This window comes from Massilia sp. CF038, assembly GCF_900129765.1.
Taxonomy (GTDB): domain Bacteria; phylum Pseudomonadota; class Gammaproteobacteria; order Burkholderiales; family Burkholderiaceae_D; genus Telluria_A.
Map to the genome: position 1 here is coordinate 841,897 of NZ_FQWU01000001.1, position 26,705 is coordinate 868,601.

General features: G+C 62.3%; 31 protein-coding genes. 12 read left to right on the top strand and 19 right to left on the bottom strand.

All coding sequences use genetic code 11. From position 1 onward, the window contains the following. Window positions 1-12: 12 nt before the first annotated feature. From BUC24_RS03780 to BUC24_RS03855, 17 genes are all read right to left on the bottom strand, one after another. The gene (locus BUC24_RS03780; RefSeq protein ID WP_073212782.1) at window positions 13-951 is read right to left on the bottom strand and encodes a type II secretion system F family protein; all 939 of its coding nucleotides are present in this window, start codon (window positions 949-951) and stop codon (window positions 13-15) included. 2 nt (window positions 952-953) lie between these two features. Beyond that, window positions 954-1,925 (bottom strand): type II secretion system F family protein, encoded by a 972-nt coding sequence (locus BUC24_RS03785; RefSeq protein ID WP_073212783.1) that lies wholly within the window; start codon window positions 1,923-1,925, stop codon window positions 954-956. Window positions 1,926-1,937: 12 nt separating this feature from the next. Further along, window positions 1,938-3,296 carry a TadA family conjugal transfer-associated ATPase gene (locus BUC24_RS03790; protein ID WP_218606478.1) on the bottom strand — a complete coding sequence of 453 codons (1,359 nt, stop codon included), beginning with the start codon at window positions 3,294-3,296 and terminating at the stop codon, window positions 1,938-1,940. A 33-nt stretch (window positions 3,297-3,329) separates the two neighbouring features. Next, the gene (locus BUC24_RS03795; protein WP_073212784.1) at window positions 3,330-4,493 is read right to left on the bottom strand and encodes a CpaE/TadZ family protein; all 1,164 of its coding nucleotides are present in this window, start codon (window positions 4,491-4,493) and stop codon (window positions 3,330-3,332) included. 24 nt (window positions 4,494-4,517) lie between these two features. Continuing rightward, entirely contained in the window at window positions 4,518-5,027 is a 510-nt protein-coding gene (locus tag BUC24_RS03800) for a TadE/TadG family type IV pilus assembly protein (protein WP_073212785.1), read from the bottom strand. Next, window positions 5,024-5,485, bottom strand: coding sequence for a TadE/TadG family type IV pilus assembly protein (locus BUC24_RS03805; protein ID WP_073212786.1), 462 nt, complete (start codon window positions 5,483-5,485; stop codon window positions 5,024-5,026). The genes BUC24_RS03800 and BUC24_RS03805 overlap by 4 nt, the downstream gene beginning before the upstream one ends. A 4-nt stretch (window positions 5,486-5,489) precedes the next feature. Then, window positions 5,490-6,944: a pilus assembly protein TadG-related protein gene (locus tag BUC24_RS03810; RefSeq protein WP_073212787.1), complete on the bottom strand. Its 1,455-nt coding sequence runs from the start codon at window positions 6,942-6,944 to the stop codon at window positions 5,490-5,492. 9 nt (window positions 6,945-6,953) lie between these two features. Next, window positions 6,954-7,217, bottom strand: a complete 264-nt coding sequence (locus tag BUC24_RS03815; protein WP_073212788.1) for a hypothetical protein — start codon at window positions 7,215-7,217, stop codon at window positions 6,954-6,956. A 9-nt stretch (window positions 7,218-7,226) separates the two neighbouring features. Further along, window positions 7,227-8,732 (bottom strand): type II and III secretion system protein family protein, encoded by a 1,506-nt coding sequence (locus tag BUC24_RS03820; protein WP_073212789.1) that lies wholly within the window; start codon window positions 8,730-8,732, stop codon window positions 7,227-7,229. A 21-nt stretch (window positions 8,733-8,753) separates the two neighbouring features. Continuing rightward, a complete protein-coding gene (gene cpaB, locus BUC24_RS03825) occupies window positions 8,754-9,605 on the bottom strand; it encodes a Flp pilus assembly protein CpaB (RefSeq protein WP_073212790.1) in 852 nt (283 codons plus the stop codon). A 3-nt stretch (window positions 9,606-9,608) separates the two neighbouring features. After that, window positions 9,609-11,009: an ATPase gene (locus BUC24_RS03830; protein WP_073212791.1), complete on the bottom strand. Its 1,401-nt coding sequence runs from the start codon at window positions 11,007-11,009 to the stop codon at window positions 9,609-9,611. A 19-nt stretch (window positions 11,010-11,028) separates the two neighbouring features. Next, a complete protein-coding gene (locus BUC24_RS03835) occupies window positions 11,029-11,646 on the bottom strand; it encodes a methyltransferase family protein (protein ID WP_073212792.1) in 618 nt (205 codons plus the stop codon). 18 nt (window positions 11,647-11,664) lie between these two features. Continuing rightward, a complete protein-coding gene (locus BUC24_RS03840) occupies window positions 11,665-12,255 on the bottom strand; it encodes an A24 family peptidase (protein WP_073212793.1) in 591 nt (196 codons plus the stop codon). A 72-nt stretch (window positions 12,256-12,327) separates the two neighbouring features. After that, window positions 12,328-12,486, bottom strand: coding sequence for a Flp family type IVb pilin (locus BUC24_RS03845; RefSeq protein WP_073212794.1), 159 nt, complete (start codon window positions 12,484-12,486; stop codon window positions 12,328-12,330). Window positions 12,487-12,546: 60 nt separating this feature from the next. Further along, a complete protein-coding gene (locus tag BUC24_RS26850) occupies window positions 12,547-12,717 on the bottom strand; it encodes a hypothetical protein (protein WP_178372473.1) in 171 nt (56 codons plus the stop codon). 209 nt (window positions 12,718-12,926) lie between these two features. After that, window positions 12,927-13,622: a response regulator gene (locus BUC24_RS03850; protein WP_073212795.1), complete on the bottom strand. Its 696-nt coding sequence runs from the start codon at window positions 13,620-13,622 to the stop codon at window positions 12,927-12,929. 9 nt (window positions 13,623-13,631) lie between these two features. Further along, window positions 13,632-15,380: a sensor histidine kinase gene (locus BUC24_RS03855; RefSeq protein WP_083598692.1), complete on the bottom strand. Its 1,749-nt coding sequence runs from the start codon at window positions 15,378-15,380 to the stop codon at window positions 13,632-13,634. Window positions 15,381-15,612: 232 nt separating this feature from the next. Between BUC24_RS03855 and accD the strand changes: the two genes are divergently transcribed. From accD to BUC24_RS03890, 7 genes are all read left to right on the top strand, one after another. After that, window positions 15,613-16,485: an acetyl-CoA carboxylase, carboxyltransferase subunit beta gene (gene accD / locus BUC24_RS03860; protein ID WP_073212796.1), complete on the top strand. Its 873-nt coding sequence runs from the start codon at window positions 15,613-15,615 to the stop codon at window positions 16,483-16,485. A 188-nt stretch (window positions 16,486-16,673) separates the two neighbouring features. Further along, window positions 16,674-17,972, top strand: a complete 1,299-nt coding sequence (gene folC / locus BUC24_RS03865; RefSeq protein ID WP_073212797.1) for a bifunctional tetrahydrofolate synthase/dihydrofolate synthase — start codon at window positions 16,674-16,676, stop codon at window positions 17,970-17,972. Window positions 17,973-17,982: 10 nt separating this feature from the next. Further along, on the top strand, window positions 17,983-18,891 hold the full coding sequence (locus BUC24_RS03870) for an SPOR domain-containing protein (RefSeq protein WP_073212798.1): 909 nt from the start codon (window positions 17,983-17,985) through the stop codon (window positions 18,889-18,891). Window positions 18,892-18,920: 29 nt separating this feature from the next. Next, entirely contained in the window at window positions 18,921-19,409 is a 489-nt protein-coding gene (locus tag BUC24_RS03875) for a CvpA family protein (protein ID WP_073212799.1), read from the top strand. A 39-nt stretch (window positions 19,410-19,448) separates the two neighbouring features. After that, on the top strand, window positions 19,449-20,969 hold the full coding sequence (purF, locus tag BUC24_RS03880; RefSeq protein WP_073212800.1) for an amidophosphoribosyltransferase: 1,521 nt from the start codon (window positions 19,449-19,451) through the stop codon (window positions 20,967-20,969). Window positions 20,970-20,973: 4 nt separating this feature from the next. Further along, window positions 20,974-22,215 (top strand): cystathionine gamma-synthase family protein, encoded by a 1,242-nt coding sequence (locus tag BUC24_RS03885; RefSeq protein WP_073212801.1) that lies wholly within the window; start codon window positions 20,974-20,976, stop codon window positions 22,213-22,215. 277 nt (window positions 22,216-22,492) lie between these two features. After that, window positions 22,493-23,209: a tetratricopeptide repeat protein gene (locus BUC24_RS03890; protein WP_073212802.1), complete on the top strand. Its 717-nt coding sequence runs from the start codon at window positions 22,493-22,495 to the stop codon at window positions 23,207-23,209. Here the strand turns inward: BUC24_RS03890 and BUC24_RS03895 are convergent. Further along, window positions 23,206-23,811, bottom strand: coding sequence for a glutathione S-transferase family protein (locus BUC24_RS03895; RefSeq protein ID WP_073212803.1), 606 nt, complete (start codon window positions 23,809-23,811; stop codon window positions 23,206-23,208). The two genes, BUC24_RS03890 and BUC24_RS03895, sit on opposite strands and share 4 nt — an antisense overlap. 9 nt (window positions 23,812-23,820) lie before the next feature. Further along, on the bottom strand, window positions 23,821-24,456 hold the full coding sequence (gene lexA / locus BUC24_RS03900) for a transcriptional repressor LexA (protein ID WP_073212804.1): 636 nt from the start codon (window positions 24,454-24,456) through the stop codon (window positions 23,821-23,823). 128 nt (window positions 24,457-24,584) lie between these two features. Between lexA and BUC24_RS03905 the strand changes: the two genes are divergently transcribed. The 5 genes from BUC24_RS03905 to rplI all read left to right on the top strand — a co-directional run bounded on the left by BUC24_RS03905 (window position 24,585) and on the right by rplI (window position 26,606). Next, window positions 24,585-24,965 (top strand): DUF29 family protein, encoded by a 381-nt coding sequence (locus tag BUC24_RS03905; RefSeq protein ID WP_178372474.1) that lies wholly within the window; start codon window positions 24,585-24,587, stop codon window positions 24,963-24,965. A gap of 108 nt (window positions 24,966-25,073) precedes the next feature. After that, window positions 25,074-25,469 (top strand): 30S ribosomal protein S6, encoded by a 396-nt coding sequence (gene rpsF, locus BUC24_RS03910; RefSeq protein WP_073212806.1) that lies wholly within the window; start codon window positions 25,074-25,076, stop codon window positions 25,467-25,469. A 39-nt stretch (window positions 25,470-25,508) separates the two neighbouring features. Next, window positions 25,509-25,802, top strand: a complete 294-nt coding sequence (gene priB, locus BUC24_RS03915) for a primosomal replication protein N (RefSeq protein WP_073212807.1) — start codon at window positions 25,509-25,511, stop codon at window positions 25,800-25,802. 33 nt (window positions 25,803-25,835) lie between these two features. Then, window positions 25,836-26,126 carry a 30S ribosomal protein S18 gene (gene rpsR / locus BUC24_RS03920; RefSeq protein WP_008450941.1) on the top strand — a complete coding sequence of 97 codons (291 nt, stop codon included), beginning with the start codon at window positions 25,836-25,838 and terminating at the stop codon, window positions 26,124-26,126. 27 nt (window positions 26,127-26,153) lie between these two features. Then, window positions 26,154-26,606, top strand: coding sequence for a 50S ribosomal protein L9 (rplI, locus tag BUC24_RS03925; protein WP_018059507.1), 453 nt, complete (start codon window positions 26,154-26,156; stop codon window positions 26,604-26,606). The last annotated feature ends 99 nt before the right edge of the window (window positions 26,607-26,705 follow it).

The window sequence follows — 26,705 nt, forward strand, 5'->3', positions numbered from 1 at the left end:
GGAAGTTCTCCTTTATTGTTGTGCCATCGTCGGCAACAGGACACGGTAGATCTGCAGCATGGCCGGCCCCATCAGAACCACCAGGAGCGCCGGGAAAATAAAGAAAATCAGGGGGAACAGCAGCTTGAGACCGATTTTGGCGGCGGTTTCCTCCGCCCGCATGCGGCGCTTGGTGCGCAGCAGATCGGACTGGATGCGCAGCGAAGCCGCAATGCTGGTGCCAAAGCGTTCTGCCTGGATCAGCATCGACACCAGCGCGTCGACATCTTCCACACCGGTGCGCAAGGCCAGGTTGCGCAGCGCCTTTTCCTTGGTGCCGCCGGCGCGCAGCTCCAGCGTGACCAGGGTCAGCTCCTCGCTCAGGATGCGGCTGGACAGCCCGATCTCACCGGCCACCCGCGACAGCGCGGCATCGACGCCAAGACCTGCTTCGACGCAGATCGTCATCAGGTCAAGCGCATCGGGAAAGCTCTCGAAGATCTCGTTCTGGCGGCGCGCAATGGCGTTGCGCAGCAGCAGATTGGGCAGATAGGTGCCAAAGGTGGCGGCGCCCAACAGGTAGAGCAGCAAGGTGGTGGTGTCGGGCGCCTCGCCGGTGGTGGCCAGTACATAGGCCAGCGCCGGCAGCAGCAGGGCGAACGCCGTCTTGGCAGCGAAGAAGATCGCCGGTGCCGATGGGTGGCGCAGGCCCGCCATGATGAAGCGGGTACGGATGCTTGACCGTTCCCAGTTATCCTCAGGCAGCGACAGCTTGGCCAGCGGCGAGGTAATCCTGGCAATGTGCTCGATCAGTGGCGTGTGCTGCGGACCGGCAGCGGCGCCACTGTCGCCCGACAGCGCCGCGATACGCCCCTGCACTGCGGTGCGGGTGGCCATGCGCATGACGCCGAATGCACCGCCCAGCACAGCAAAAAAGACCAGTGACAGAAATCCGATTTGGAGGATGCTCATGGCTACACCTTGATGTTGATGATATTGCGCATGACGAGCACGCCGACAAACATCATGAATAGCGCGCCCCCGATCATCATGCGGCCCACCGGATCGGTGTACAGGACTTCGAGGAAGGCGGGGTTGGAAATGTGGATCATCAGCGCGGCGGCAAACGGCAGCAGCGACAGCACCCAGGCCGACATCTTCCCTTCGGCCGACAGCACGCGCACCTGGGCGAACAGCTTGATCCGGTCGCGCATGATGCCGCTGATGTTCGCCAGCAGCTCGGCCAGATTGCCGCCTGTTTCGCGCTGGATGACGACCGCGATCACAAAGAAGCGCAAGTCGGTCACTGGCACGCGCGCCGACAGGCTCACCAGCGCATCCTGCATGCTGATGCCGAAGTTGACCTCGTCGAAAGCGAGCTTGAAGTCTTCGCACAGCGGCGCGCTCATTTCCTCGCCCACCATCTTGAGGGCAGTCGGGAAGGCGTGGCCGGCGCGCAGGGCGCGCCCCATCATGTCGAGCGCATCGGGCAGCTGCGCTTCGAATTTGCGCAGACGACGGCTGCGCGCACGGCGCACGTACAGCAGCGGCAGCAGGCCAAGGCAGGCAGCGAGCGCGCTGCCGATCCAGCCCTGGCCGAACAGGGCGGCCAGCAGCATGCCGCCGGCGCCGATCCCGGCCATCAGGCACAGCAGATAGCCCACATTCCAGCGCAGGCCTGACTGGGCCAGGTAATTGTCCAGACTGAGCGAGAACTGCATCTGTTCCAGCAGCGCCTGCATCTGGGGCGACTTGGCCAGCTGGCGCTGGCGGATCATGGACGCCTGTTCCGACTCGCCCCCTTTGGCGCTCATGGCACGCAGGCGGCGCGCAATACGGGCCGCTTCCGGGCCCCGGCTGCTGTTCCAGGCAATGAAGCCGCCTTCGATGGCCAGCACCACCGCCACGAAGATCAGGGTGCCGAACACGTAGAAAAGATAGTCCATGGCGTCCTCGCTCTAGGAAAAAATACGGGCCGGATCGAACAGGTTTTCCGGCACCACCACCCCGAAATTGCGCAGCCGCTCGGCAAAACGGGGACGCACGCCAGTGGCACAGAAGTGGCCTGTGACCATGCCTTTTTCGTCGGTGCCGGTCTGGCGGAAGGCAAAGATCTCCTGCATGGTGATCATGTCGCCTTCCATGCCGGTGATTTCGGAAATGGCGACCACCTTGCGCCTTCCATCGGTCAGGCGCGAGACCTGCACCACCACCCCGATGGCCGAACTGATTTGCTGGCGCATGGCCTTGCCGGGCAGGCCGGCGGCGGCCATGCTGAGCATGTTCTCGAGCCGGATCAGGGCGTCGCGCGGGGTGTTGGCGTGAATCGTGGCCATCGAACCTTCGTGGCCCGTGTTCATCGCCTGCAGCATGTCGAGCGCTTCGGCACCGCGCACCTCGCCCAGAATGATGCGGTCAGGCCGCATGCGCAGGGCGTTGCGCACCAGTGCGCGCTGGGTGACTTCGCCGCTGCCCTCGATATTGGGTGGCCGGGTTTCCAGGCGCACGATGTGGGGCTGCTGCAGCTGCAGTTCGGCCGCGTCTTCCACCGTGACGATCCGTTCGCTGTGGCTGATGAAACCCGAAATCACATTGAGCATGGTGGTCTTGCCGCTGCCGGTTCCGCCGGAGATCAGGATGTTGACCTTGGCCCGGCCCAGACCCTGCAGAATTTCAGCCATGGGCGCCGTCATGCTGTTGAAGTCGACCAGGTCCTGCAGCTTGAGCGGCTCGGCTGAAAAGCGCCGGATCGACATGATGGGACCATCGATGGCCAGCGGCGGGATGATCGCATTCACGCGCGAGCCGTCCGGCAGACGGGCGTCGACCATGGGGCTGGACTCGTCGATGCGCCGGCCCACGCGCGAGACGATCTTGTCGATGATCTTCATCAGGTGGGCGTCATCGGTAAAGGTGACGTTCGACAGTTCCAGTTTGCCATGCCGCTCAACGTACACCTGCTTGTGCGTGTTGATCAGAATGTCGGAAATGGTGGGGTCTTCCAGCAGCGGCTCGAGCGGGCCGAATCCGAGCACCTCGTACTGCACGTCGCGCGTGAGATTGCGCCGCTCGCTGTCATTGATGACCACCGTCTCTTCTTCCAGCAGGCGGCCGACCAGGGTCTTGATCTCGTCGCGGATCTGGTCCTGCGACAGGCGCTGCATGCCTTCCAGGTCCACCCGGTCCAGCAGCGACTGGTGCAGGCGGTGTTTGAGCTGCTGGTAAGCGCGGTTGTCGATGCTGCCGCCCCCGGCGCCGAACATCGGCTTGCTGCCCAGGCGATCACGCAGTGAATTGCTTTCTTTGATCATGCTCATGCTGATGCTCCTGTCACAGGGTTAGGGGACGACTCACGCGCGAAACAGTTTGGACAACCATCCTGGCCGGGTTTCGGTCTCGCTCGGACCGGCCAGTTCGCGCGCCATGTCGGCCAACGCTTTGGACAGTGGACTGGCGGGATCGAGTTTCAGGATCGGCACACCCTGGTTGACCGAGGCCGCTGCTGCCTCGTAGTGATTGGGCATGGTGTGGTGGATGCGGGTGCCATACGCACCTTCCAGATCGGTCAACCGGATCTGGCCCGACTTGTGATGCCGGTTGACGATCAGGGCGATCTTGTCGTGGCTGTAGTCCAGCGAGTTGAACACGCCCAGCAGGCGTTTGCCGTCGCGGATGTAGGGCAGTGTGGTCTGCAGGATCGGATAGATCATGTCGGCCTGGTCGAGTGCACGCACCGATACCGCGTCCAGCGTGCGGCCAATGTCGAGCAAGACAAAGTCATAATGGCGGCGCGCCAGTTTGAGCAGGGTATCAATATGCTCCGGCTTCACATCCTCGGAATGGGACGGGTCTTCGGGCGCTGCCAGCACGGAAAAATTGGGCGTCACGCTGACCATGCTGCCGGCCAAAAACGACGGGTCTATGCGGTGGATCTGCTTGCACACATCGGCCAGGGTCGCCACCGGCTTGTGCTCCGAGACGAACAGCGTGGCATCGCCGAACTGCAGGTTCAGGTCCAGCAGGCAGACCTTCTTGTTTTCCATGCTGGCCAGGGCGTAGCCCAGATTGGTGGCCAGGAAGGTGGCGCCGCTGCCACCCTTGCACGACACGAAAGCGAGTACCTTGCCGCCGGCATTGGCGCGGCTTTCACGCTTGTCGGCGATCCGGCGCAGTGCCGGATACAGGGTGGTGGGCGAGGAGGGCGAAGCCACCACTTCGCGCACCCCGGCACGCATGGCCTGGAGCAGAAACTCGGGCGTTTGCTGGCTCGACACCAGAATCAGCGCCGTGTTGGGCAAGCCATTGCCCAGGCGTTCAAGGCGTTCGGTATCGTCCGCGTCCAGCGTGTCCTGGGCCAGCACCAGCACGTCGATGGCGCCTGGCTCCGCCATGGTCAGCAGGCGTTCCAGCGACGCTGGCAGCATGGAGATGTCGTCAGCGCTGCTGCGTTCGCGCAGCTGGCGTGCCAGTTCGGCCAGTTGTTTTTCGTCGTTTGCTGCTACGGTGATTCTCATGGTTGCACCTTGTAAGGCCAAAGGTCAGGTCTCGAAGCCCATGCTCTCGGCGTGCATGGTCACGCTCGATTCGGGCAGTTCGATCGGCAGCAGTTTGATCAGCGAGATCATCGGGCTGTAATACACATCCGGCGCAATGGATACACGCACGCTGTAGATGCAATCGCTCACGCGCGCGGCGTCGCCGCAGGCCGACAGGTTGTCGCCCGGGTCGGCGGGCAAATTCGTCACGGCCGTGCCGGCGCTGTTGAGGTATTCGATCTTGATGCTGGCCTTGGTGATTTCGGCGCCACCTGGCAGGCTGGCCGCGCCAAACAGGGCCAGCTTGCGCGCCGTGTCTTCGTCGTCGATCCAGCGCACCGTCATTTCGCGGGCGGCGCGGCGGGTCACTTCCTGCAGCGTGTTGTGGATGTACAGCACGCGGGCAAATTCCAGTGCGCCGAAGATCAGCAGGAAGAACATGCCTGCCACCAGCGCGAATTCCACCGCGGCGGCGCCGCGTGCACGGTCACAAATAAGGGGCTGAGTGTTCATCGCATGTAGGGCATGGTGGTGCCCGGAGCCAGATTGACGGTATAGGTTTTTTCCGCACCCACCAGGAAGGGAATGGTGGAACCGAGGAACATCGAGTAGCCGGTGATACTGACCCGGACCCCGGCCGGGGCAGTGCCATCGGTGCAGGTGACGGCATTGAAGGCGCTGTCCAGACAAGCCACGCTGACGTTGCTGGTGCCAAAGCCGCCCACGCCCGCGCTGGCGGCCGCGTCGCTCACTTCGCTGCGCGCTTTGGCCACGGCGCTCGATGCAATGGTGGCTGGCGCCGCCACGGACAGCGTGCGCGCCGCATTGCGCGTGGCTTTTGACAGTGCGTCGTAATACCAGAAGGCGCGGCCAAACTCCAGGATGCCGGCCACAATCGTCACCAGCAGCGTGAGAATCAGGGCAAATTCGATGACGGCGCCACCGCGTGAACGGGTCGGATGCAGGTTCATGGTTTCACCTGTAAAGCTTGATTTCGGAATTCGGCACCGGCTCGATCAAGCCGGCAAACTCGACGAACAGACCCTTGCCCGGGCCATTCAACTGGACTGGCCGCTGCAGAAAGAAGCGGCCCACCGCCACCACCGGCAGACGCTTGCAGCTCATGGCATTGCTGGTGGCGGTACTGCAGTTGACGATGGCCAGATTCATCAGGCGCCGGTTGGTGCTGCCGGGGTTGACGGTGGGCGCCTCAAAATACGGGCCCGCCGTCTGGGCATACGGCGAGGCCGTGGCGCCGGCCGGATATTCGCCCGGCGTGACGGCATTGCGCGGCGCGCCGTTGTAATACAGTTCGCTCCATTCGCTGGTGTCGAAGGGGGCGCCGGCCGTGTAATTGCCGGGTGTGCCGCTGGCCTTGAGCGGGCGCGAATAGGTCCACAGCACGCCCACCGTGGCGGCCGAGGTGGCGGCCTGCGGGAAGCCGCTGCTGGCGTTGTAGGGTTGTGACTGGGCCGAGGCATCGGGCACCATGTAACGCGCCGGCCCGTTGCTGGTGTCGCCAAACGGATAGTCGCGGATGTTGCGGTCAGGCGGTGCGCTCGATGGCAGGCAGGCACTCCCGCCCGGGTATTGGTTAAAGCGCGAGTTCAGCGACTTTTCCACCGGTCCGGTGCTCACACCCGTGTTGGCATACACCTCGGTGGCATTGTTGGTCACGGCCGAATTGCCCTGGCACAGAAACGGCGCGGTAAAGTTGGCGCTGCTGTGGCTCATGGCGCAGGCGGTGGGCGGGCTGTCGACGGGATTGAGCAGCATCGGATCGGCGGGACCGCCAATGGCGCCCATTTGCAGCATGTCGTAGGTCATGCCGCGGCGGAAGCCGTGTTCCAGCAGTTCCAGTTGCGCCACGGCGGGCGGCACGGGTGTGGTGGCGCGCGCGCCCAGGCGGTTGACGGGATCGATTGCGCACAGGCCGATCGGCGTGATGTCCACCACGAAGCGTCCCGCCACGGCCACGCCCGACGTGGCCATGGTCGGAATGCCGGCCACCCCCATCAGGTAGGTGGTGACGGTCTTGTTACCGGTTTCGATGCGGATGAAGGTTTTGCCGCTGGGGTTAAGGGCTGCTTCGCCGACGCTGACGAAGGGGCCGTTTGGCGAAGAACCAAACGTCACCTCGGCATTGGTCAGCACCAGGTCGCTGGCAAAGTTGAACTTGTTTTTGCCGGCATACGCAATCGCCTTGGCGGCGGCCTTGTTGATGCCGGCTGTGGTCATGTCGATTTCCTTGGCCCCGGCCAGGGCTGCCGCATCGGCGCCGTTCTGCAGTTCCGACTTGAGCACGTACAGGTGGCCCAGATCGAGCACCAGGCCGCCGGCGGCCAGCAGCACCACCAGCGTCAGCCCGAACAACAGCGCCATGGCGCCGCGCTGGCGCTGGGGAACATCACGTGACAGCGGCCGGTTCATCAGGCGCTCCTAGCGGCCAACACCGATCGACAGCGCACCGGTCTGCGGCTGCGGGTCCTTGAACGACTTTTGATAATTGTCGTAGGCGCTTTTGGCGGCCTTGCCGTCGATGCCGGTGACCAGTGGCGACACCGGCGCGGCCGGGTTCAACACCTGCTGCTGGTTCAAACTGTGCACGGCGCTGCCGAACTGCTGGTCCAAGTTGGGAGTCTGGCTGGCGCAACCGGCCAGCAGCAATGCGGCGCAGGCGAGGGTGGAATGCAGTGAGCTCATGCTGTTCTCCTATTTCAGGTCGAAACCGGTGGCGGCGGCGCTTTGGGTGTCTTTGGGTGGCGTGCCTTCGTGCTTGCCCTGCAAGAAGAACTCGCCGCGTGAAGGGGCAATGTAGCCATCGGTGGGCAGCTTGTAGCCCGGTGCCAGCGGCTTGACCAGGTGCGGCGTGATCACGAACACCAGCTCGGTGCGGTCGGTCTGGAAGTCGCTTGAGCGGAACAGCGCGCCCAGCACCGGGATTTCGCCCAGCAGGGGGAAGGCCTTGACGTTGGTGGTCACATTGTTCTTGATCAGCCCACCAATGGCGAAGCTCTGGCCGTCGTACAGCTGCACTGTGGTGGTGGCGCGCCGGGTGGTGAACGAGGGCAGGATCGCCGTGCCGCTGACGCCACCGGCGCTGATGCCTACGCCATCCTTGTTCAGGTCGGACACTTCGGGCGCCACACGCAGGTTGATGCGGCCGCCTTCAAGCACGGTGGGTGTGAAGCGCACCGCAATGCCGAACTCTTTTTCCTCGAGCCGGATCTCGGGTGTGCCACCGCTATTGGTGATGCTGACCGGGATGAAGATCTTGCCGCCAGCGAGGAAGCTGGCCTCCTGGCCGCTGATCGCCATGATGTTCGGTTCGGCCAGCACCTTGACCAGGCCATCGCGCTTTTGCGCGTCAATGGTCAGGAAGTTACCGTTCGCTTTGGCGGCCTCGCCCAGGGCAGGCACACCGCCCAGCAGATTGGTCAGAATGCTGTAGGTCCAGCTGCCGTTGGTTTTCTGGCCGCCAATCGAGGCGCCCAGCTGGTCGACCAGGGTTTTGGACACTTCCGCCACCTTCACTTCCAGCATGACCTGCTGGGGCGCGGCCACGCCCAGCATATTGATCACGCGCGGTCCGGTCTGGGTCGAAGCCTGCATGCCGGCGCCGCCCTGGCTCTGGGTGGCGGCATTGGCGCCTGGGACCGTGGCGCTGGGAGCCGCGGCCTGCTGCGACGAACGCGCCGCGCGCAGCACAAAGGCAGTGGCCACCGATACGATCTGTTCGGCGGTAGCGGCATCGGCCACCACGCCCGACAGGATGATGGTGTCGGCGGCGGTACTGATATGGACGTCCTTTTCGGCGGGCAGCAGTTCGTCCAGACGGGCGCGCAGGGGCGCTGTGTCCATGACCACCGACAGGTCAATGATGGTGGCGTCGTTGTTCTTGTTCCACAGGATCAGGTTGGTGGTGCCGACCGACTTGCCCACCATGTAGACCTCATTCTTGTTGAGCAAAATGACGTCGGCCACGCGCGGGTCGCCCACTGACATGCGCGCTGCCTGGTAGGGCAGGCGCACCAGCGTGGATTTGCCGTCGATCAGGGTCATGCCAGGGCCGATTTCGGAGCGGCCGTCGGCCTTGACCGGTTCGGGCTTGGCGGCAGGTTTGGCCGGTGCGGCCAGAGCCAGGCTGCTGGCGGCCAGCGCTGCGGTCAGCGCGGTGGCCAACAACGAGCGGGCGGATATGGTGTGCAAGGTGCTCATTCGATTCTCCCTGGGCTGCGCTCAGAATTGCTGGGTATTGCGGTCGAGGCCCTTGATGACTTCGACCTTTTCGGCCAGCCGGGGCTGGGACAAAGTGGGGCGGCGGACCACGGCCACCGTTTTTGGCACGGGCACGGCAGCGAGCAGCGGTGCTTCCGGTGCCTGGCCCAGCATGCTGCTCTTGGTGGCGCCTTCGGTGGTCGCGGTGGCCGGATCAACCTGGTTGCGCAGCACCAGCGACAGGGTGCCGACACTGCGCGCCAGATCCAGCGTTTCGGTCTGTTCGGGCGACAGTTCCAGGGTCACGGCATTGACCACCTTGGGCTTGTTGTCGTCACGGCTCGCTTCCTGGGCGATGGCCAGCACCAGGATCCGTTCCAGCACAATCTTCGAGATGCTGGGGTCCTTGTCGGCGTTGCTGCCGCGCTGCTTTTCACCCTGGGTGTTGACCAGGACGTCGACAAAGTTGCCCGGCATGGCAAAGCCGGCCACACCCACCACGTCGTTGACGCGGACCGTCATGGCGCGCTTGCCGGGTGCGACCACCGCCGACAGGCCGCCCTGTGTGCCCGGTGGCGCCAGCTTGGTTTCCATTACGGGCTCGCCGCGCAGGATGGTGGTGCGCGCCACCCGCGTATCCAGGCTCTTGGCATCGGTGACGGCGCCCGGCGGCATGGCGGCGGCCGGCCAGTCGACCATGCGCACCATGTCTGGCGTCAGGCGCGCGCCCAGGGCGATATCGGCCTGCGCCACCGCGACCTTGCCGGAAGCGCTGCCGGCCCGCTCATTGATCCAGCGCGCCGCCACGATCACGGCGGCGATTGCCATCAGCAGCGCCACCCCCATCATTACCAGTCCACGCGTATTTTTCATGACTTACTCCCCTGGGTTTGCCCGATTCCTGCGTTCGTAAAACATGCCACTGGCTGTGGCGCCCGGCTGGATCGAGGGCGTCTTGCTGTGGGTGGTGAAATAGTTGTGCCAGGCCCAGGTCAGACTTTCCTGGGTCAGCTGGGGCGCCTGGCGGTAGTAGCGCGCCAGGTCGCGCACCTGGGCCAGCAGGTCGCGCGGATAGCAGGCCAGCAGCGGGCGCTGTTCGCGCGCATGCAGCGCGCGCAGCAGAAAATCGAAGGCCCCCTGGTCGAAGGCGATGCCGAAATCGGTGCACACGGCGCGGAAGATCTGCAGGTACTGGTCTGGCGTGACGGCATCGACCAGGATCTTGTAGCCCAGGCGGCGCAGGAAGGCGCCGTCGGCCAGCTGGTCGGGCGCAAAATTGGAGGAAAACACGATCACCATGTCGAACGGGACCGGGAACTTGTAACCGGTATGGAGCGACAGATAATCCTGGCGCCGGTCCATCGGCACGATCCAGCGGTTCATCAATTCCACGGCCGAGCAGCGCTGGCGTCCCAGGTCGTCGATGATGAACAGGCCGTTGTTGGCTTTCAGGTGGCTGGGCGCGTGGTACATGCGCGAGCCGGCATCAAACTGCACGTCGAGCATGGGCAAGGTCAGTTCGCCGCCCACCATCACGGTGGGGCGCTTGACGCGCAGCCAGCGGCCGTCGTTGAGGGCGGCGCGGCCGATCCCGTTGGCGCTGTCGGCTTCCGGTTCCGGCACCAGCTCGTGCACCAGGCTGTCGTAGAAAGGCAGCACTTCACGGTCGACCATGATGGCGTGCGGGATCAGCACCGTGCCCTTGAGCAGCGCGTGCAGGCGCTCGGCCAGATAGGTCTTGCCGCTGCCGGCGGGGCCGTGCACAAAGATGGCGCGGCCCGAATTCATGGCGGCGCCAATTTGTTCGAGTACGCCAGGGTCCACCACCAGTTGCCCCAGCACGCTGGCAATGTCGTCGCTGGTGGTGTGCATGCCCGCCACGCTCTGGCGCATCACTTGACGGGTGTAGGCTTCCAGCGTGACCGGGGCCGGACCGGCGTAGGCATTCTGCTGCACGTAAACGGCGGCGCGAGCGCGGCCCAGATCGGTCAGAATGACGCACAGGTCGGCGTCGGTGCCGCTGCTGCCGCGGCGCGAGGTTTCGCACAGCTTTTCGCTGCGCAAAAAGGTCAGCACCTTGTCGACCACGCCAACCGACAGCTTGACGTGGCCAGTGAGCTCGGACAACTGCATCTGGCCGCGCAGATACAGCACCTTGCTGATCAGTTCGACCAGGAACAGGAAAGGGACACCCGTTTCTTCTGGCGTACGCGGGGCCAGCGGGAACAGCGCATCGGGGCGGCTGTCACTGGCGGCAAGGGCGGCGTCGTTGGGCATGGCAGGCCTCGTGCGGTGGTCAGAAGACGAAAGGCAGCAGGCGGAATTTCACCTGTGCCATGTAGTCACGGTAGTGGCCGTCCTGCGCCAGGTGCCGCTCTTCGCGCAGGATGCGCAGGGCCAGCAAGGCCACCGTGATGCCGAACACGGCCACGTTGGCAGGCGAGGTATTGGTCAGCATGTAGCCGCAAAAGCTGAGCAGGTAGCTGGCATACAGCGGGTGGCGCACCAGGCGGTACAAGCCCTGCGTCTTGATGACCCGTTTGGCCGGCACCATGCCGATGCTGCGGTTGAGCGACAGCATGCCGCCCAGTTGCAGGGCCGCACCCAGGTAGATCAAGGCGGCAGCGGCCGGCAGCAGGCCCTGCTCGGCAGGCGTGAACAGAAAGGAGGCAAAGGTGCCGGCCACGGCCAGTGCCCAGTCGCCGCCGTGCACCGTGACCGTCACTGGCTTGGTGCGCACCAGGAAGAACAAGGCCGTCACGCTTTCCGTCCCGCAGAACACCAGATACACGGCGTCGCCGGTGACCTGAAAGGCACGCACATTGAGCAGTGCAAACGTGAGCCAGACCACGGCCATGATGGCGCCGATCAAGATCTGCGAAAGGCGTGAGGCAAACAGGGCAGCGATATTCATGGCAGCTCCAATCACGATTCAGGAAAACATGCGCCAGGCGGGCCAGCCCGACAGGGCCAGCTGCAAGCCCGTGCCGCAGGCAATGGCGATGGCGTAAGGCAGCTTGCCGGTGGGCGTGGCCGGTGCATCGATACGGGCGTCGACGCCACCCATGCCGCGCACCAGGGCACTGCGCAGCATGTGATGGACATTGCCCAGCACATGCGCCAGCTGGCCGCACCAGAGGGCCACCACCAGCGCCATCAGGCCGCCCGCAAGCATGGCCAGCAAGGTGGCACCAATCACAGCCGGGCTGCCCAGAAAGGCGCCCACCATGGCCATCAGCTTGACGTCGCCAGCGCCCAGGGCTTGCAGGGCGTAAAAGGGAAGCAGTAACAACAGACCGGTAGCGAGCCCGGCCAGACTGAACAGCGGGCCCAGGCCGCTGGCGGGCGTACCCGGCAGGGCAGCAGCCGCTGGGAGCAGACTGTGCAGCAGCAGGGCGATGACACAGCCGGCCATGACCACGGTATTGGGGATGCGGCGCGCACGCACGTCATGCCAGACCGCGGCGCCCAGGGCCAGCGCCAGTGCAAGGGCGGGCAAGAGCGCGAGGGAGACGGTGTGCATGGTGGGGGCCGGTGGCGTTGGGCTGGGGGGTCCGGCACGCGGCGGTGCCGGAACATGCAGCGCAGGCGTCGATTACAGCGCGTCCGAAACCGACTTGAAGGTCGTATTCAGATTGGTGCCGATCAATTTGACGGCGGCGACGATCACGACTGCGATCAGGGCAGCGATGAGGCCGTATTCGATGGCGGTGACACCTGCTTCGTCATTCATGAACTTTTTGATGGCTTGCATGATAGTTTCCTTCAAGGTTAGTGGACATCGACAAGTTGAGACTGCTCGGCGCTTTCGTCTTCACGTCCCCAGATTCAATGCGATGAGGATGATGATGCTGACGACGGCAACCAATGACGCCAATAGTGCAAACTCGTACATTGACGCGCCGGTTTTTTCTGCCAGAAAGTGCGACAGGGACTGGGTGCTTGCTGACGACATCGCTACCGTAGTTGTAGTTTCAGCTCGCATCGCGATCTCCTGTTGTAATTTCCGCGCCGACAACTCACTTTACTCAAAGGAAATAAGCATTACATCAAACGAAACTACTCTTTCTCAGAGGTAAATTGTCCCGTGGAATTTTCCAATAGGCATGACAAATGTCCTGTTGGAATTAAAGTACAGGCGCGACAATGCCGGTGGCCGTGACCACCAGCTGCTTTGTCATAGGGAGAAGGGGCTTAGCTGGTTGAAATTTCCTGCGTGCCGAGTTGATGTTTTACCGCGTAAACATACAACTCCAGCCGGTTCGCCACGCCCAGTTTTTTGTAGATGGACACCAGGTGATTCCGCAAGGTGTGTTCAGAAATGAACAGACTTTGCGCAAGCGAATGATTGGGGGCGCCGTTGCCGCTGACGATGGAGGCAATGATCTTGTGTTCACGTGCAGTCAGGCTGGCCAGGCGCTGGGCTTCGGGGTCGGGCCGGCGCGGCACGGCCGGGCGGGTCAGCTCGTTGAGCACGCGCGCCATCATGGCGTGTTCAATCCACAATTCGCCTTCGCTGACCTTGGTGACCGCCTTGAGCACCAGTTCGGCCGGCGCATCTTTGCGCAGCAAGCCGCGGGCGCCACCACGAATGGCGCGTTCGAGCAGGGCATCATCGCGCGAGCCGGTAAAAATAAGTACCCGGGTGCGTTCATTGGTCAGGAACAGCGGCAGCAAGTCAATGGCACACACGCCGTTCAGGTCCAGGTCGAGCAGCACCACGTCGGGTACGCACTGCGCCAGCGCGGCGCGCGCCTCTTCCAGGGTGGTGGCCGAGGCGACCACGGTGATGCCCGCGTGCGCGCTCTCGAGCAAGCGCTGCAAGCCCCACAGCATGGTCTTGTGATCGTCGACCAGCATGACCTGAATGGTTTTTTCCTGTACTTGCATGATGGTGTCCTAAATCGGAATGTCGATGCATACGACGGTGCGCGCCGGATTGCGCTGTTCGATACGGATGGTGCCGCCCAGCGACAGGGTGCGTTCGCTGATCGAGACCGGGTAAAACGCCGGTGCCGGTCCGTCGCTGGCGTCATTCGGGTTTTCAATTTCGATATTCAGGCTTTCCTGGTCGTAGCGCAGCCGCACCCAGGCCTGGCGCGCGGCAGTGTGCTTGCGAATGTTGCTGATACCCTCGGTAATCAGGTGAACGGCAGCGGCAGCGAGGCGGTCGCCAATGTCGACCCGCACCGGCATTTCGAGCGCAATGTCGATCCCGTAAATCAGACGCACCTGGCGCGCATGATGGCGCAGGGCGCTGTAGAACAGGGGCTCGCTGAAGCCCGATTCCTTGGCAAAGCCGCCCACATAGTGGCGCAGGTCGCGCACTACCTCGGCCGTCATCAGTGCCAGCGTGTCGAGTTCATCGAACAGGGGATTGTCGGGCGCGGCCTTGGCGCGCAGCGCCGTGAGCGTATGCGACAGGCCGATGTAGGGCTGGACGGTGGAGTCGTGCAGGTCGCGCGAGATCTTGCGCCGCTCGCGCAGTGCCGCTTCGCTGGCCAGGCGGTCAAGTAGATAAATATTTTCCAGTACCGGCACCACCTGGCCGGCGATCTGGCACAGGAACAGGACGTCTGCACGGCTATAGTTCATTTGCACCGACGCCATGAATGCGCGCCCTTCGCTGTTCTGGATCGACAGGGGGGTGCTGATGAAGGAGCGCACCTCCAGCATTTCGGCCAGGCGCTCGCCAGCGTCGCCCTCGCATTCGCGCCATTGATCGTGCTCCAGATCGTAATAGCAGAATGCACCGCCGCGCGGCAGCCAGGGCAGGGCCGTACTGGTATACAGCACCGGCATGCCGGGCGGCAGCGACATCAGCAAGGGCGCAGTGGCGTCGCTGTTGTCGTCGGCCGGCAGGTCGGCCACGCTGGCACCGGCATCGTTGATGACACGCAGTGCCCAGCGCGGTGAACGCAGGCGGCGGCTGACCATGACGCAGGAACTGGCCTGGAAAAAGTGACGCACCCGCTGCAGCACGTCGTTGATGGTGTGCTCGACGCCAAAGCGCGGATTGGACAGGCGGCTGACGTCGCGCAGCAGGGCCAGGCGGCGCTTCTGGACCAGATTGGCTTCGCCCCAGCGCGCGATCATGTAGCCCAGCGCCAGCAGGAAGGCGGCGCGCAGCAGCACCTGCAGCACTTCCGAGGATGCGGTGGCCGAATGGGCGGTCAGGGAAAACAGCACCGCCGAGGCGAGGGTGACGCGCGCGCCCTCGTCAAAGCCGAAGCGAAATGCCGTGGTCAGGATGGAAAAGAAGTAGAACATGAAGAACAGGCTGGCCTGGCCGCCGGTGACAAACACCAGCAGGGTGTACCAGGCCAGGTCGATCCAGGTGCTCAGGGTGCCCAGGGGCGCGTGGCGACGCACGTGCGCCAGCAGATACAGGGCCACATTGTGCAGGGTAAAACCGGAAAAGATGACCCAGGTAAAGGCGGGCATTTTCTGGACCATGGCCGGGTCCATCAGCACTGTGATAATGGTCGACGCTGCCAGAACCAGACGAACCGTGCCGACGATGGAGGCGCTGTCCTCGTCGCTGGGGTAGGTATCGGCTGCGATGCTCGCTGGCTTCATGAACGTTACCACCTGGTTCGCCACATGGGTGCCACGCGGGCGCGCGGCCGGATCCTGGGTACGTGACAATCATACCATTCGTGCTTAATAAAATGGTATTTCTTGTAGGTTTTTTCCTACAAAAAACACGGCGTTCCATAGGGGAAGTGATGTTTGAATTTGGGAAAAATCTTTCCGCAAAGACTCACCAAAAGTCACCAAAAATAGTGTCGCAATGGCAAGTTGCGTTCCTTAGTGTTCGACAAGCAGGGGCTTACCCGCTAAACTACCGACCACTGAGAATGCCGCAGAAGGAGAATGTATGAGTTGGCTGGAAAAACTGCTGCCCCCCCGAATTCAGCGCTCCGACGCTGGCGCCCGCAAAACCATGCCGGAAGGCTTGTGGGTCAAATGCCCGTCGTGTGAAGCGGTGTTGTACCGTACCGACCTCGAATCGAACCTGCATGTATGCCCGAAATGCAGCCACCACATGCGCATCCGCGCGCGCGAGCGCCTCGATGGCTTGCTCGACGAAGGCGGCCGCTACGAAATCGGCCAGGAAACCCTGCCGGTCGACACGCTCAAATTCAAGGACAGCAAAAAGTATCCAGACCGCCTCAAGGCCGCCATGGACGCCACCGGCGAAACCGATGCCCTGATCGTGCTGGGTGGTTCCATCATGAGCTTGCCGGTGGTGGTGGCCTGCTTTGAATTCGAATTCATGGGCGGCTCCATGGGCTCGGTCGTTGGCGAGCGCTTTGTGCGCGGCGCCCAGATCGCGCTGGAGCAGAAGGTGCCGTTCATCTGCATTACCGCCACCGGTGGTGCGCGCATGCAGGAAGGCTTGCTGTCGCTGATGCAAATGGCAAAAACCACGGCCATGCTGACCAAGCTGTCCGAGAAAAAGCTGCCATTCATCAGCGTCCTGACCGACCCGACCATGGGCGGCGTATCGGCCTCGTTTGCCTTCATGGGCGACGTGGTCATTGCCGAGCCGAAGGCGCTGATTGGTTTTGCCGGCCCGCGCGTGATTGAAAACACGGTGCGTGAAAAGCTGCCGGAAGGCTTCCAGCGTGCCGAGTTCCTGGTCACCAAGGGCGCGGTTGACATGATCGTCGACCGCCGCAAGATGCGCGAAGAAATCGCGCGTCTGCTGGCGCTGCTGCAGGATCAGGCGGCGGACGTGATCGCTTAAACGTCTTTGCTTTTCGTGGCGGCTCGCGGTGCAAGGTGTCTTGCGCCCCGGGCCGTTTTTACTGGCTGCACCCCACATCGTCCTCGCGGAGGCGGGGACCTATAGCACGCTGAACAACTTCGGTCACGTGGAATGGGCCCCCGCCTTCGCGAGGGCGATGTCTGCTCATCAATTGACGATTCCTGATTATGTCCCAACTGCCCACCACCTTGCCCGCCTGGCTAGCCCTGCTTGAATCGCGCCACGCTGAAGTTCATATCGACATGGGTCTGGACCGTGTCCGCGCCGTGAAAGAGCGGATGGCGCTGGCGTTCAGCTGTCCCGTCATCATGGTGGCCGGCACCAACGGCAAGGGCTCGACCTGCGCCATGCTCGAATCGATCCTGCTGCGCGCCGGCTACAAAGTGGGCTTGTACATCAAACCCCACTTCCTCGACTTTAACGAGCGCGCCCGCATTGGCGGCGACCTGGCCACCGACGACGCGCTGGTCGCCAGCTTCAACGCCGTGGAAGACAAGCGCGGCGACATCGACCTGACCTATTTCGAGTTCACCACCCTGGCCATCATGCACCTGCTCGCTGGCAGCGGTATTGATGTGGCGATTCTGGAAGTCGGTCTGGGCGGGCGCCTGGACGCCGTGAACGTCATTGATGCAGACGTATCCATCGTCACCTCGGTGGACATCGACCACACCGACTATCTGGGCGACACGCGGGAAAAAATTGGCTTTGAAAAAGCCGGTATTTTCCGTCCGGGCAAAGCGGCCATCTGCAGCGACCCGGTGCCCCCGGCCGCGCTGGTGGCCCACGCCGAAGCGATCGGCGCCGACCTGTGGCTGCTGGGCCGTGACTTTAATTATTCCGGTGACAAGCAACAGTGGAATTATGGCGGGCGTGGCCAACGCCGCAATTCGCTGGCCTATCCGGGCTTGCGCGGCGCGAATCAATTGCTCAATGCCTCGGCCGCGCTGGCCGCGCTGGAAGTGCTGCGCCTGGAACTGCCCGTGGGCGCGCAAGAAGTGCGCACGGGCCTGGTGGTGGTGGAGTTGCCGGGACGCTTCCAGGTGCTGCCGGGCCGCCCGACCGTGATTCTGGACGTGGCGCACAACCCGCATGCAGCGTCCGCGCTGGCCCAGAACCTGGGCAATATGGGCTTCCATCCTTACACCTACGCCGTGTTTGGCGTCATGCAGGACAAGGATATTGACGGCGTCATCGCCCCGATGGCCCAGTACGTTGACCACTGGTGCGTGGCCGATTTGCCATCGCCCCGTTCGGCCAGCGCGGCCGAGCTGGCCGAACGCCTGGCCAGCCTGCCGCCGGGCGACGCCAAACCGGGCGAACGCAGCGCCACTGCCTTCCCCGATCCGGGCGCAGCTTTTGCAAATGCAATGAGCCGGGCCGGCGAGAATGATAGAATTGTGGTCTTTGGTTCCTTCTACACCGTCGCCGGTGTGATGGCTGCCCGAAAAACCTCACCACACTGAAGACAAACGCATGGGCTTGTTCTCGTTCTTAAATAAAAACAAGCAAGAAACCGCTGACGAAGACAGTGGCTATGTTTCCCGCGACGACGACGAAAGCGCGCGGGCCCGCTCCAAGCGCGCTTCCAGCGCCGGCGAACCTGCCGCCAAGCGCGGCAAGACCGCCCGTGCTGCCGCCGACGACCCCGTTTTGCCAGAAAAAAAGCGCGCGCGCCGGCGTCTGGTGGGCGCCATCGCCCTGGCTCTGGCCGTGGCCATTGGCTTGCCGATGGTGCTCGATTCCGAACCGAAACCGCTGGCCAGCGATATTGACATTCGTATTCCATCCAAGGACAAGGCCGTTGCCCAGGTCCAGCCGCGCGCCGAAGTGCGCCCGCCGGCACCGGTGGCCGCCGCCGACAGCCTGGACAAGCGCGAAGAAATCGTCGACGTGCCGAAAACGACTGGTGCCCCAGTGCCCCTGGTGACCGTGCCGCGCGAGGTGGCCGAGGTGCGCACCCCGGCCGTCAAGCCCGACACCAAGCCCGCAAAACCCGAGGTCAAGCCGCTCAAGCCAGCTGAAAAGCCTGCTGACAAAGTGGCCGACAAGCCGGCCGCCAAACCGGTCAAGCCGGAGCCAAAACCGGAGCCGAAGCCAGTCGCCAAGCCCGACGCCGAGCGCGCGCTGGCCATCCTCGAAGACAAGGAAGTGCCGGCCCCCGCCGCGCAAAAGTACATCGTCCAGGTAGCGGCCCTGGCCAGCCAGGAAAAAGCCACCGAGTTGCAGACCAGGCTGAAAGACGCCGGCATTCCCGCCTTCACCCAGAAAGGCAGCGGCGACCTGGTGCGCGTGCGCGTCGGCCCGTTCAGCAAGGATGAAGGCGAAAAAGTGCGCGCCAAGCTGGGCAAGCTGGGGCTGTCCGGCAGCCTGGTGCCAAACTAATCATTTGATCCAGACGGGAACAGCGCGGCGTGACGATTTTCGATTATTTGGTACTGTTTATCCTGATCGCATCGGTTGTCATCAGCATGTTGCGCGGCCTGATGAAAGAAATCCTGTCACTGGTCAGCTGGATCGTTGCCTTCGTGGTGGCCAATATGTTTGGCGCCGAGCTGGCGCCGCTGCTGCCGGGTGCGATTCCCGGCGCGGCCTTGCGCCTGATTGTGGCGTTTCTGATTCTGTTCATTGGCGTGCGCCTGTTGATGGGGCTGCTGATGATGGCGGTGGACGCGGCCATTAACGCGGCCGGCCTGACGCTGGCGGACCGGGGCCTGGGCGGCCTGTTCGGTCTGGCGCGCGGGATCGTGATCGTGCTTGCTGGCGTGATGCTCGCCGGCATGACTGATTTGCCGAAACAAGATTTTTGGAAGGACGCCTTGCTCAGTCCGATGGCCGAAACCGGCGCCCGCACTGTGCAACCCTTCCTGCCTGCGGATATCACGCGGCACGTACGGTTTTAATGAATTTTAAATCAGCAGTACCCTCTTCAGGAGCGCACCATGTGTGGCATCGTCGGCGTCGTCTCGCATAATCCCGTCAATCAGCTGTTGTATGATGCCTTGCTGCTGTTGCAGCATCGCGGTCAGGATGCGGCGGGCATTGCAACCAATCACAGCAGCATGTTCTCCATGCACAAGGCCAATGGCCTGGTGCGTGACGTTTTCCGCACGCGCAATATGCGTTCGCTGCAAGGCAATTCGGGCATTGGCCACTGCCGCTACCCGACTGCTGGCTCCTCCAGCGAAGAAGAAGCGCAGCCGTTTTACGTCAACGCGCCGTTCGGCATCACCCTGGCGCACAACGGCAACCTGACCAATCAGGCCCAGCTCAAGTCGGAAATGTTCCGCAACGACCGCCGCCACATCAACACCGATTCCGATTCCGAAGTGCTGCTTAACGTACTGGCGCACGAAATCCAGGAATCGACCACCGGCTTCACGCTCGACCCAGACGCCGTCTTCAAGGCCACCGCCGCCGTGCACCGCCGCGTCAAGGGCGCCTACGCCGTGGTCGCGCAAATTGCCGGCCACGGTTTGCTGGCCTTCCGCGACCCGTTCGGCATCCGCCCACTTTGCATCGGCGTCAACGAAACCGAGCAAGGCACCGAGTACCTGATCGCCAGCGAATCGGTGGCCCTCGAAGGCATGGGTTTCCGCTTCCTGCGCGACATCGCGCCGGGCGAAGCGATCTTCATCGACAACGACAGCCAGCTGCACCAGCGCCAGTGCGCCGACAACCCATCGCTCAACCCGTGCGCGTTTGAGTACGTGTACCTGGCGCGCCCGGATTCGATCCTGGACGGCGCCTCGGTCTACGCCACACGCCTGAAAATGGGCGAATACCTGGCTGACAAAGTGCGCAGCCAGTTCAAGTCGGGCGAGATCGACGTGGTCATGCCGATTCCCGACTCCTCGCGCCCGGCCGCCATTCAGCTGGCGCTGAAACTGGGTGTGGAATACCGCGAAGGCTTCATCAAGAACCGCTACATCGGCCGCACCTTCCTGATGCCGGGGCAAGCCATCCGCCGCAAATCGGTGCGCCAGAAGCTCAACGCCATCGGTTCCGAATTCAAGGGCAAGAACGTGCTGCTGGTGGACGACTCCATCGTGCGCGGCACCACCAGCCGTGAAATCGTCCAGATGGCGCGCGAAGCCGGCGCCCGCAACGTGTTCTTCGCCTCGGCCGCGCCGCCGGTGCTGTTCCCGAACGTGTACGGCATCGACATGCCCACCCGCGACGAACTGATTGCCTACGGCCGCAGCACCGAAGAAGTGTGCCGCGAAATCACCGCCGACGCCCTGGTGTACCAGGACGTGGACGCGCTCAAGCGCTCGATCTCGGACTGCAACCCGGTACTGCAGAACTTTGAAGCCTCGTGCTTCGACGGCATCTACGTGACCGGCGACGTGACCCCGGCCTATCTGGACCAGCTGGAGTACGCGCGTCACCATCCGAAAGCCGCACCGGCGGAAGATGCTGCACGCACCCAGCTGAACCTGAACCTGGCCACCGCCGAATAAGGTCATGAGCGAGAAAAAGAACTACGGCTTCACCACCACGGTACTGCACAACGACCGCCGCAAGGGGATCGAGCACGGCTCGCTGCACAAGCCGTTGCACACCTCGGTGGCCTTTGGCTACGACGACGCGCGCCAGCTGGCGTCTGTCTTTCAGGGCAAGGAGCCGGGCTTCCGCTACGGACGCCAGGGCAACCCGACCATCTCCGCGCTGGAAGACAAAATCACGCGCATGGAAGATGGCCTGGCGACGATCTGCTTCGCCACCGGCATGGGCGCCATTGGCGCCGTGTTTCAGGCGCTGCTGAAGGCGGGCGACCATGTCGTGTCCTCGTCCTTCCTGTTCGGGAACACCAACAGCCTGTGGCAGACCGTGGCGGGGCAGGGCGTGGGCGTTGATTTCGTCGACGCCACCGACGTCGCCCATGTAGAAGCCGCGCTCAAGCCGCACACCCGCATCGTGTTCGTCGAAACCATCGCCAACCCGCGCACGCAAGTGGCCGACCTGGCCCGTATTGGCGCGCTGTGCAAGGCACGCGGCATCCTGTACGTGGTCGACAACACCATGACCACGCCCTACCTGTTCCGCCCGAAAGCAGTCGGTGCCGGGCTGGTCGTGAACGCCCTGACCAAATCGATCGGCGGCCATGGCAACGCGCTCGGTGGCAGCCTGACCGACACCGGGGAATACGACTGGAGCGCCTACCCGAACATTGCGGCCAACTACAAGCGCAACCCCGCGCCGCAGTGGGGTATGGCACAAATCCGGGCCAAAGGCTTGCGCGACTTTGGCGCCTCGCTGGGGCCGGAAGCGGCGCACCACATTGCCGTGGGCGCTGAAACGCTGGCCTTGCGGATGGAGCGGACCTCATCGAACGCGCTGGCGCTGGCACGCATGCTCGAAGCGGACGAACGCGTCGCCGCCGTGCATTACCCCGGTTTGGCCTCGCATCCCCAGCACGGCATCGCCAGCGAGCTGTTCCGCGCCTACGGCAGCCTGTTCAGCTTTGAACTGAAAGACGGCATCGACTGCTTCGACTACCTGAACCGGATGGACATCGCCATCTCGGCAAGTAACCTGGGCGACACCCGCACACTGGTCATTCCCGTGGCCCACACCATCTTCTTCGAAATGGGTGCCGAGCGGCGCGCCAGCATGGGCATTGCCGAATCGCTGATCCGAGTCTCGGTGGGCATCGAAGACCCGGCCGACCTGCTGGCCGACTTCGCCGCCGCCCTGCAAGGCTGACCCCGTTCCCCACCCACACCTTCGACTGTTGCAAAATCGGGGTCAGACCTCAATACTGAAATAGTTTCAGTATTGAGGTCTGACCCCGATTTTGCAACGCGCGCGCACTATGAGGCGCGATCAGGTTTCCCAGTGGCGATATCTTGCAAATCAAGCGAGCTCCCTATAAAGAATCGGGGTCAGACCTCAATTAAAAAACTGTTTCAGTATTGAGGTCTGACCCCGATTTCGGGTGCGCGGGGTATGATGGGCGTCCGTTCTTTTGTCGGGATGCTTTATGAAGAAATTGTTGATCTGCTTGTCTCTGGCGTGGTGCGGCGCGGTGTCCGCCGGCGAACTTGAGGATGCCAATGCGCTCTTCGAGAAGAAGAGTTATCCGCAGGCATTGCAGCTTTATACGAAGTTGGCCAACGGCGGCAATGCTGAGGCGCAGGTCCGGCTCGGACAGATGTATTTGTATGGCGAGGCGGGCGCGGTCGATATGGCCAAGGCCGAGGCGCTGTTCAAAAAGTCTGCAGCCAAAGGCAACAAGACGGCTGTTGCTTCCCTCGATATGATGAAGAAACGCGAAACGCACAAGGCCGACATCGCGTACTGGATGTCGGGCTACGATGGCGCTGATCTGACCGGCGGTAAGTACAAGTGCCCGGTGCCGCGCATTCCGGCCATGTCGAAAATTAACGAAGAAATTTCGGCTGTGTCGAACAAGGTCAATGCCTGGCAGGAATGCTACAACGCCTTTGTGGTCAACCTCAATGAGTCCGCTCCCCTGACCAAACGCATTCCAAAAGACATTGCGGATCTGATGACGAAGGATGAGATGGAGAAGGCCGCCACCCATCTGGAGAACCTGCACACCAATCTGGTGGAGGCGGCGCGGGTGTCATCCAAGCTGTTGCTGGCCGACTATGCCGTCTGGCGCGATGCGACCGATGCTTACGTGCTGCAGCATAATCAAATGGTCAAGGACGCCAAAGGCAAGAGCAAGGATTAAGTGCGCGCGTCGTAGGGATGGCGCCAGCCAGGCAGGCTGGCAACACGCCCCAGCCAGGCTTGCACGTTGGGTGGGATGTTGATGCCGGCCTGTTCGGGCCAGTACAGATAGGCGCACAGCGCCAGGTCGGCTGCGCTGGGCTGGTCGTCCAGGATGAAGGCGCGGCAGTCCGCCAGTTCGTCTTCCAGCCGCTCGAGGTCGCTGTCCAGGCGCAGGCGCAGCATGAATTCGACATCGGGCGCCAGGCCGCCCTTGGTAAACTTCAGGCCGTAGCGCAGGTTCGGCAGCGAAAACCCGATCCGGTTCGCTTCCCAGAACAGCCATTCACGCACCCGCTCGAGCCGTTGCGGCGATTCCCCACCCAGCTGGCCGCTATGCTCGGCCAGGTGGATCAGGATCGCGTTTGATTGCACGTAGGGGTGGTCGTTGTGCAGCAGCAGCGGCACTTCCCCGTACTTGGACAGGCTGCGAAACGGCTCGGGCCGCGCCTCGCGCGGCGTGTCGATGTCGATCTCGGTGTATTGATGCGCAATGCCGGCAAACCACATGAACAGGCTGGCCTTGTAGCTGTGGCCTGATTCGCGGTTGCCGAACAGATGCATGGGATGCGCTTAGTGCCAGCTGCGCATCAGTCCGACAGCCAGGCCTTCCAGCGCAAAATCATCATTCTCGGGGTCGACCTTGATGACCTTGAAGTCCGGGTTCTCGGGCAGCAGTTCGATCAGCCCGCCCGTCTTTTTGTAGCGCTTGACGGTGACGTCTTCGCCTATACGGGCGACGACGATCTGGCCGTTCTTGGCACTGTCGACCTTTTTGACTGCCAGCAGGTCGCCGTCCATGATGCCGGCATCGCGCATCGACCAGCCTTTGACCTTCAGCAGGAAGTCCGGTTTGGACGAGAACATCGACGGGTCGACGCTGTAGGTGGCTTCAACATGCTCCTGCGCCAGTATCGGCGAGCCGGCAGCGACGCGGCCCACCAGCGGCAGCGACATCATCAGCGTGGGCGGCGGCATCGGGATCACGTCGAGGCTGGCGCCAATCAGGCGGATGCCGCGCGAAGTGCCAGGCGAAATTTCAATTGCGCCTTTGCGGGCGAGGGCTTGCAAATGTTCTTCGGCCGCATTGGCCGACTTGAAACCAAGTTCGTTTGCAATTTCGGCGCGGGTCGGGGGAAAGCCCGTGTTGTCGATCGCATCCTTGATCAGGTTGAGGATCTGTTCCTGGCGGGGCGTGAGCTTGATCATGGGTGGTTGGGCTGTTTGTATGAACAGACTGTATTTTTGTACAGTATTTCGGCTAATGCAAGTATTAAATGCGGATTTGCCTGAATTATTTGCAGTTTGGGGCGTCCAACTGGCAAAAGGAGGGAGAAATGACCACTTCTGCGTCACTTGAGCCGGTTTGTGCACAAGATCTCGTGCGCTTGATGGAGCAACTAGGCCGGCGTACGCTCGCCGCGGCTGTGCGCTTGTTAACAGCGAATCTGCTCATGTGCGAATACCAGCCCTGGCAACGCGGCCCCGCCTGGATCAGCGCGATCGTCGCGCACCGAAACGACATCGAAAGTTTGATCGGGGAATTTCCCGTTCTGGCGCAGGAAGTTCTGCCGCTGGCGCAGAGCGAGTATCAACGCGCCATGCGCCAGGCTCGGGCGGAAACCGGGCTGGCGCCGGGCGCCTTTCCGCCCACCCTGCCATTTACGGCTGCACAACTCTTGGACCACGATTTCATTCCGTTGCTCTCAGGGGAATAGGGGATTGCCAGGTGGCGCCATTTCGCGCTATAATTGCCGGCTTTCCCTTCCCACACTCGTCTTGACGCCGAGGTGGGCATTTGTTTAAACGTCCCTAAGGAGTTATACATGCGTCATTATGAAATCGTTTTTATCGTCCACCCGGACCAAAGCGAGCAAGTCCCGGCGATGATCGAGCGCTACAAAGCCAGCGTAACCACGCGCGGCGGTAACGTTCATCGGGTTGAAGACTGGGGCCGTCGTCAGATGGCTTACTCGATCCAGAAGCTGCCAAAAGCACACTACATCTGCATGAACATCGAATGCGACAACGAGACCCTCGTGGAACTCGAAACCGCCTTCAAATTCAATGATGCCGTGCTGCGTCACCTCACCGTTAAGATGAAGAAGGCTGAAACCGCGCCGTCGCCGATGATGAAGTCGGTACAACGTGAAGACGCAGCCAAGAGCCACCGTGCAGAGGCACCAGCCGCTGCAGCAGCTCCAGCCGCAGCAGCAGCGTAATTTTTGACCCAAAAACCTGAACCAGAGTCGTCCACTTCGGTGAATCAACTCCAGTTCGTAGCACTGATTTGCGAGCGCGACGTGTTGCGCTACACCCCGGCCGGCGTACCGATCGTGTCCGCCACCCTGATGCACAGTTCGCAGCAGGTGGAAGCAGGGGTGGCCAGACTGACCGAGTTTGAAATTGCCGCGCTTGCCGCTGGCGAAATTTCAGGACGGTTCAGCCAGGCCGAATTGGGCTCGACGCATCAGTTCACGGGATTTTTGGCCAAGAAGAACCGCAATAGCAAAAGCCTGGTGTTTCACATCATTGATTTCTGTGCCGCCGCTTAAAGCGCGACACATTTTTAGATACAGGAGCCTCAAATGGCATTCGGTAAAAAATTCGACAAGAACAAGCTCAAGCTGAAAGAAAAGCGCAAACAACAGAACCCACTGTTCAAGCGTAAAAAATTCTGCCGCTTCACCGCAGCAAACGTAGAACAGGTTGACTACAAAGACGTAGACACCCTGAAGGACTTCGTCCAGGAAAACGGCAAGATCATGCCAGCACGCCTGACCGGTACCAAAGCGCACTACCAGCGCCAGGTTGACACCGCCATCAAGCGCGCACGCTACCTCGCGCTGCTGCCATACACCGATCTGCACCACGCTTAATCGCTGGCAGAAAAACTGGAGAATCCTATGCAAATCATTCTGTTGGAAAAAGTTGTTAACGTCGGCAACCTGGGCGACGTGGTCAAAGTCAAAGACGGTTACGCACGTAACTTCCTGATCCCGCAACGCATGGCACGTCGTGCTACCGCGTCGGCAGTGGCTGAATTCGAAGTCAAGCGCGCCGAACTGGAAAAAGCTGCAGCTGCCAAGCTGGCCGCTTCCCAGGCTCAAGGCGAAAAGCTGAACGGCATGACCATCTCGATCGCGCAAAAAGCGGGCGTCGATGGCCGTCTGTTCGGTTCGGTAACCAACTTCGACATCGCTGAAGCCCTGTCGAAAGCTGGTTTCGCTGTAGAAAAAGCACAAGTGCGCATGCCTACCGGCCCACTGAAGACCACCGGCGAACACGCTGTTGCCGTTGCTCTGCACACCGACGTTGTTGTTGAAATCACCATCGCTGTTGTTGGCGAAGCTGCTTAAGCAAAACATTGTGCAGTACACAAAAAAGCCGGGTCTTCCCGGCTTTTTTTACGTCCAAAACTCACCGATTATGTCAGCTGATTGATCTAGAGCAGGTAT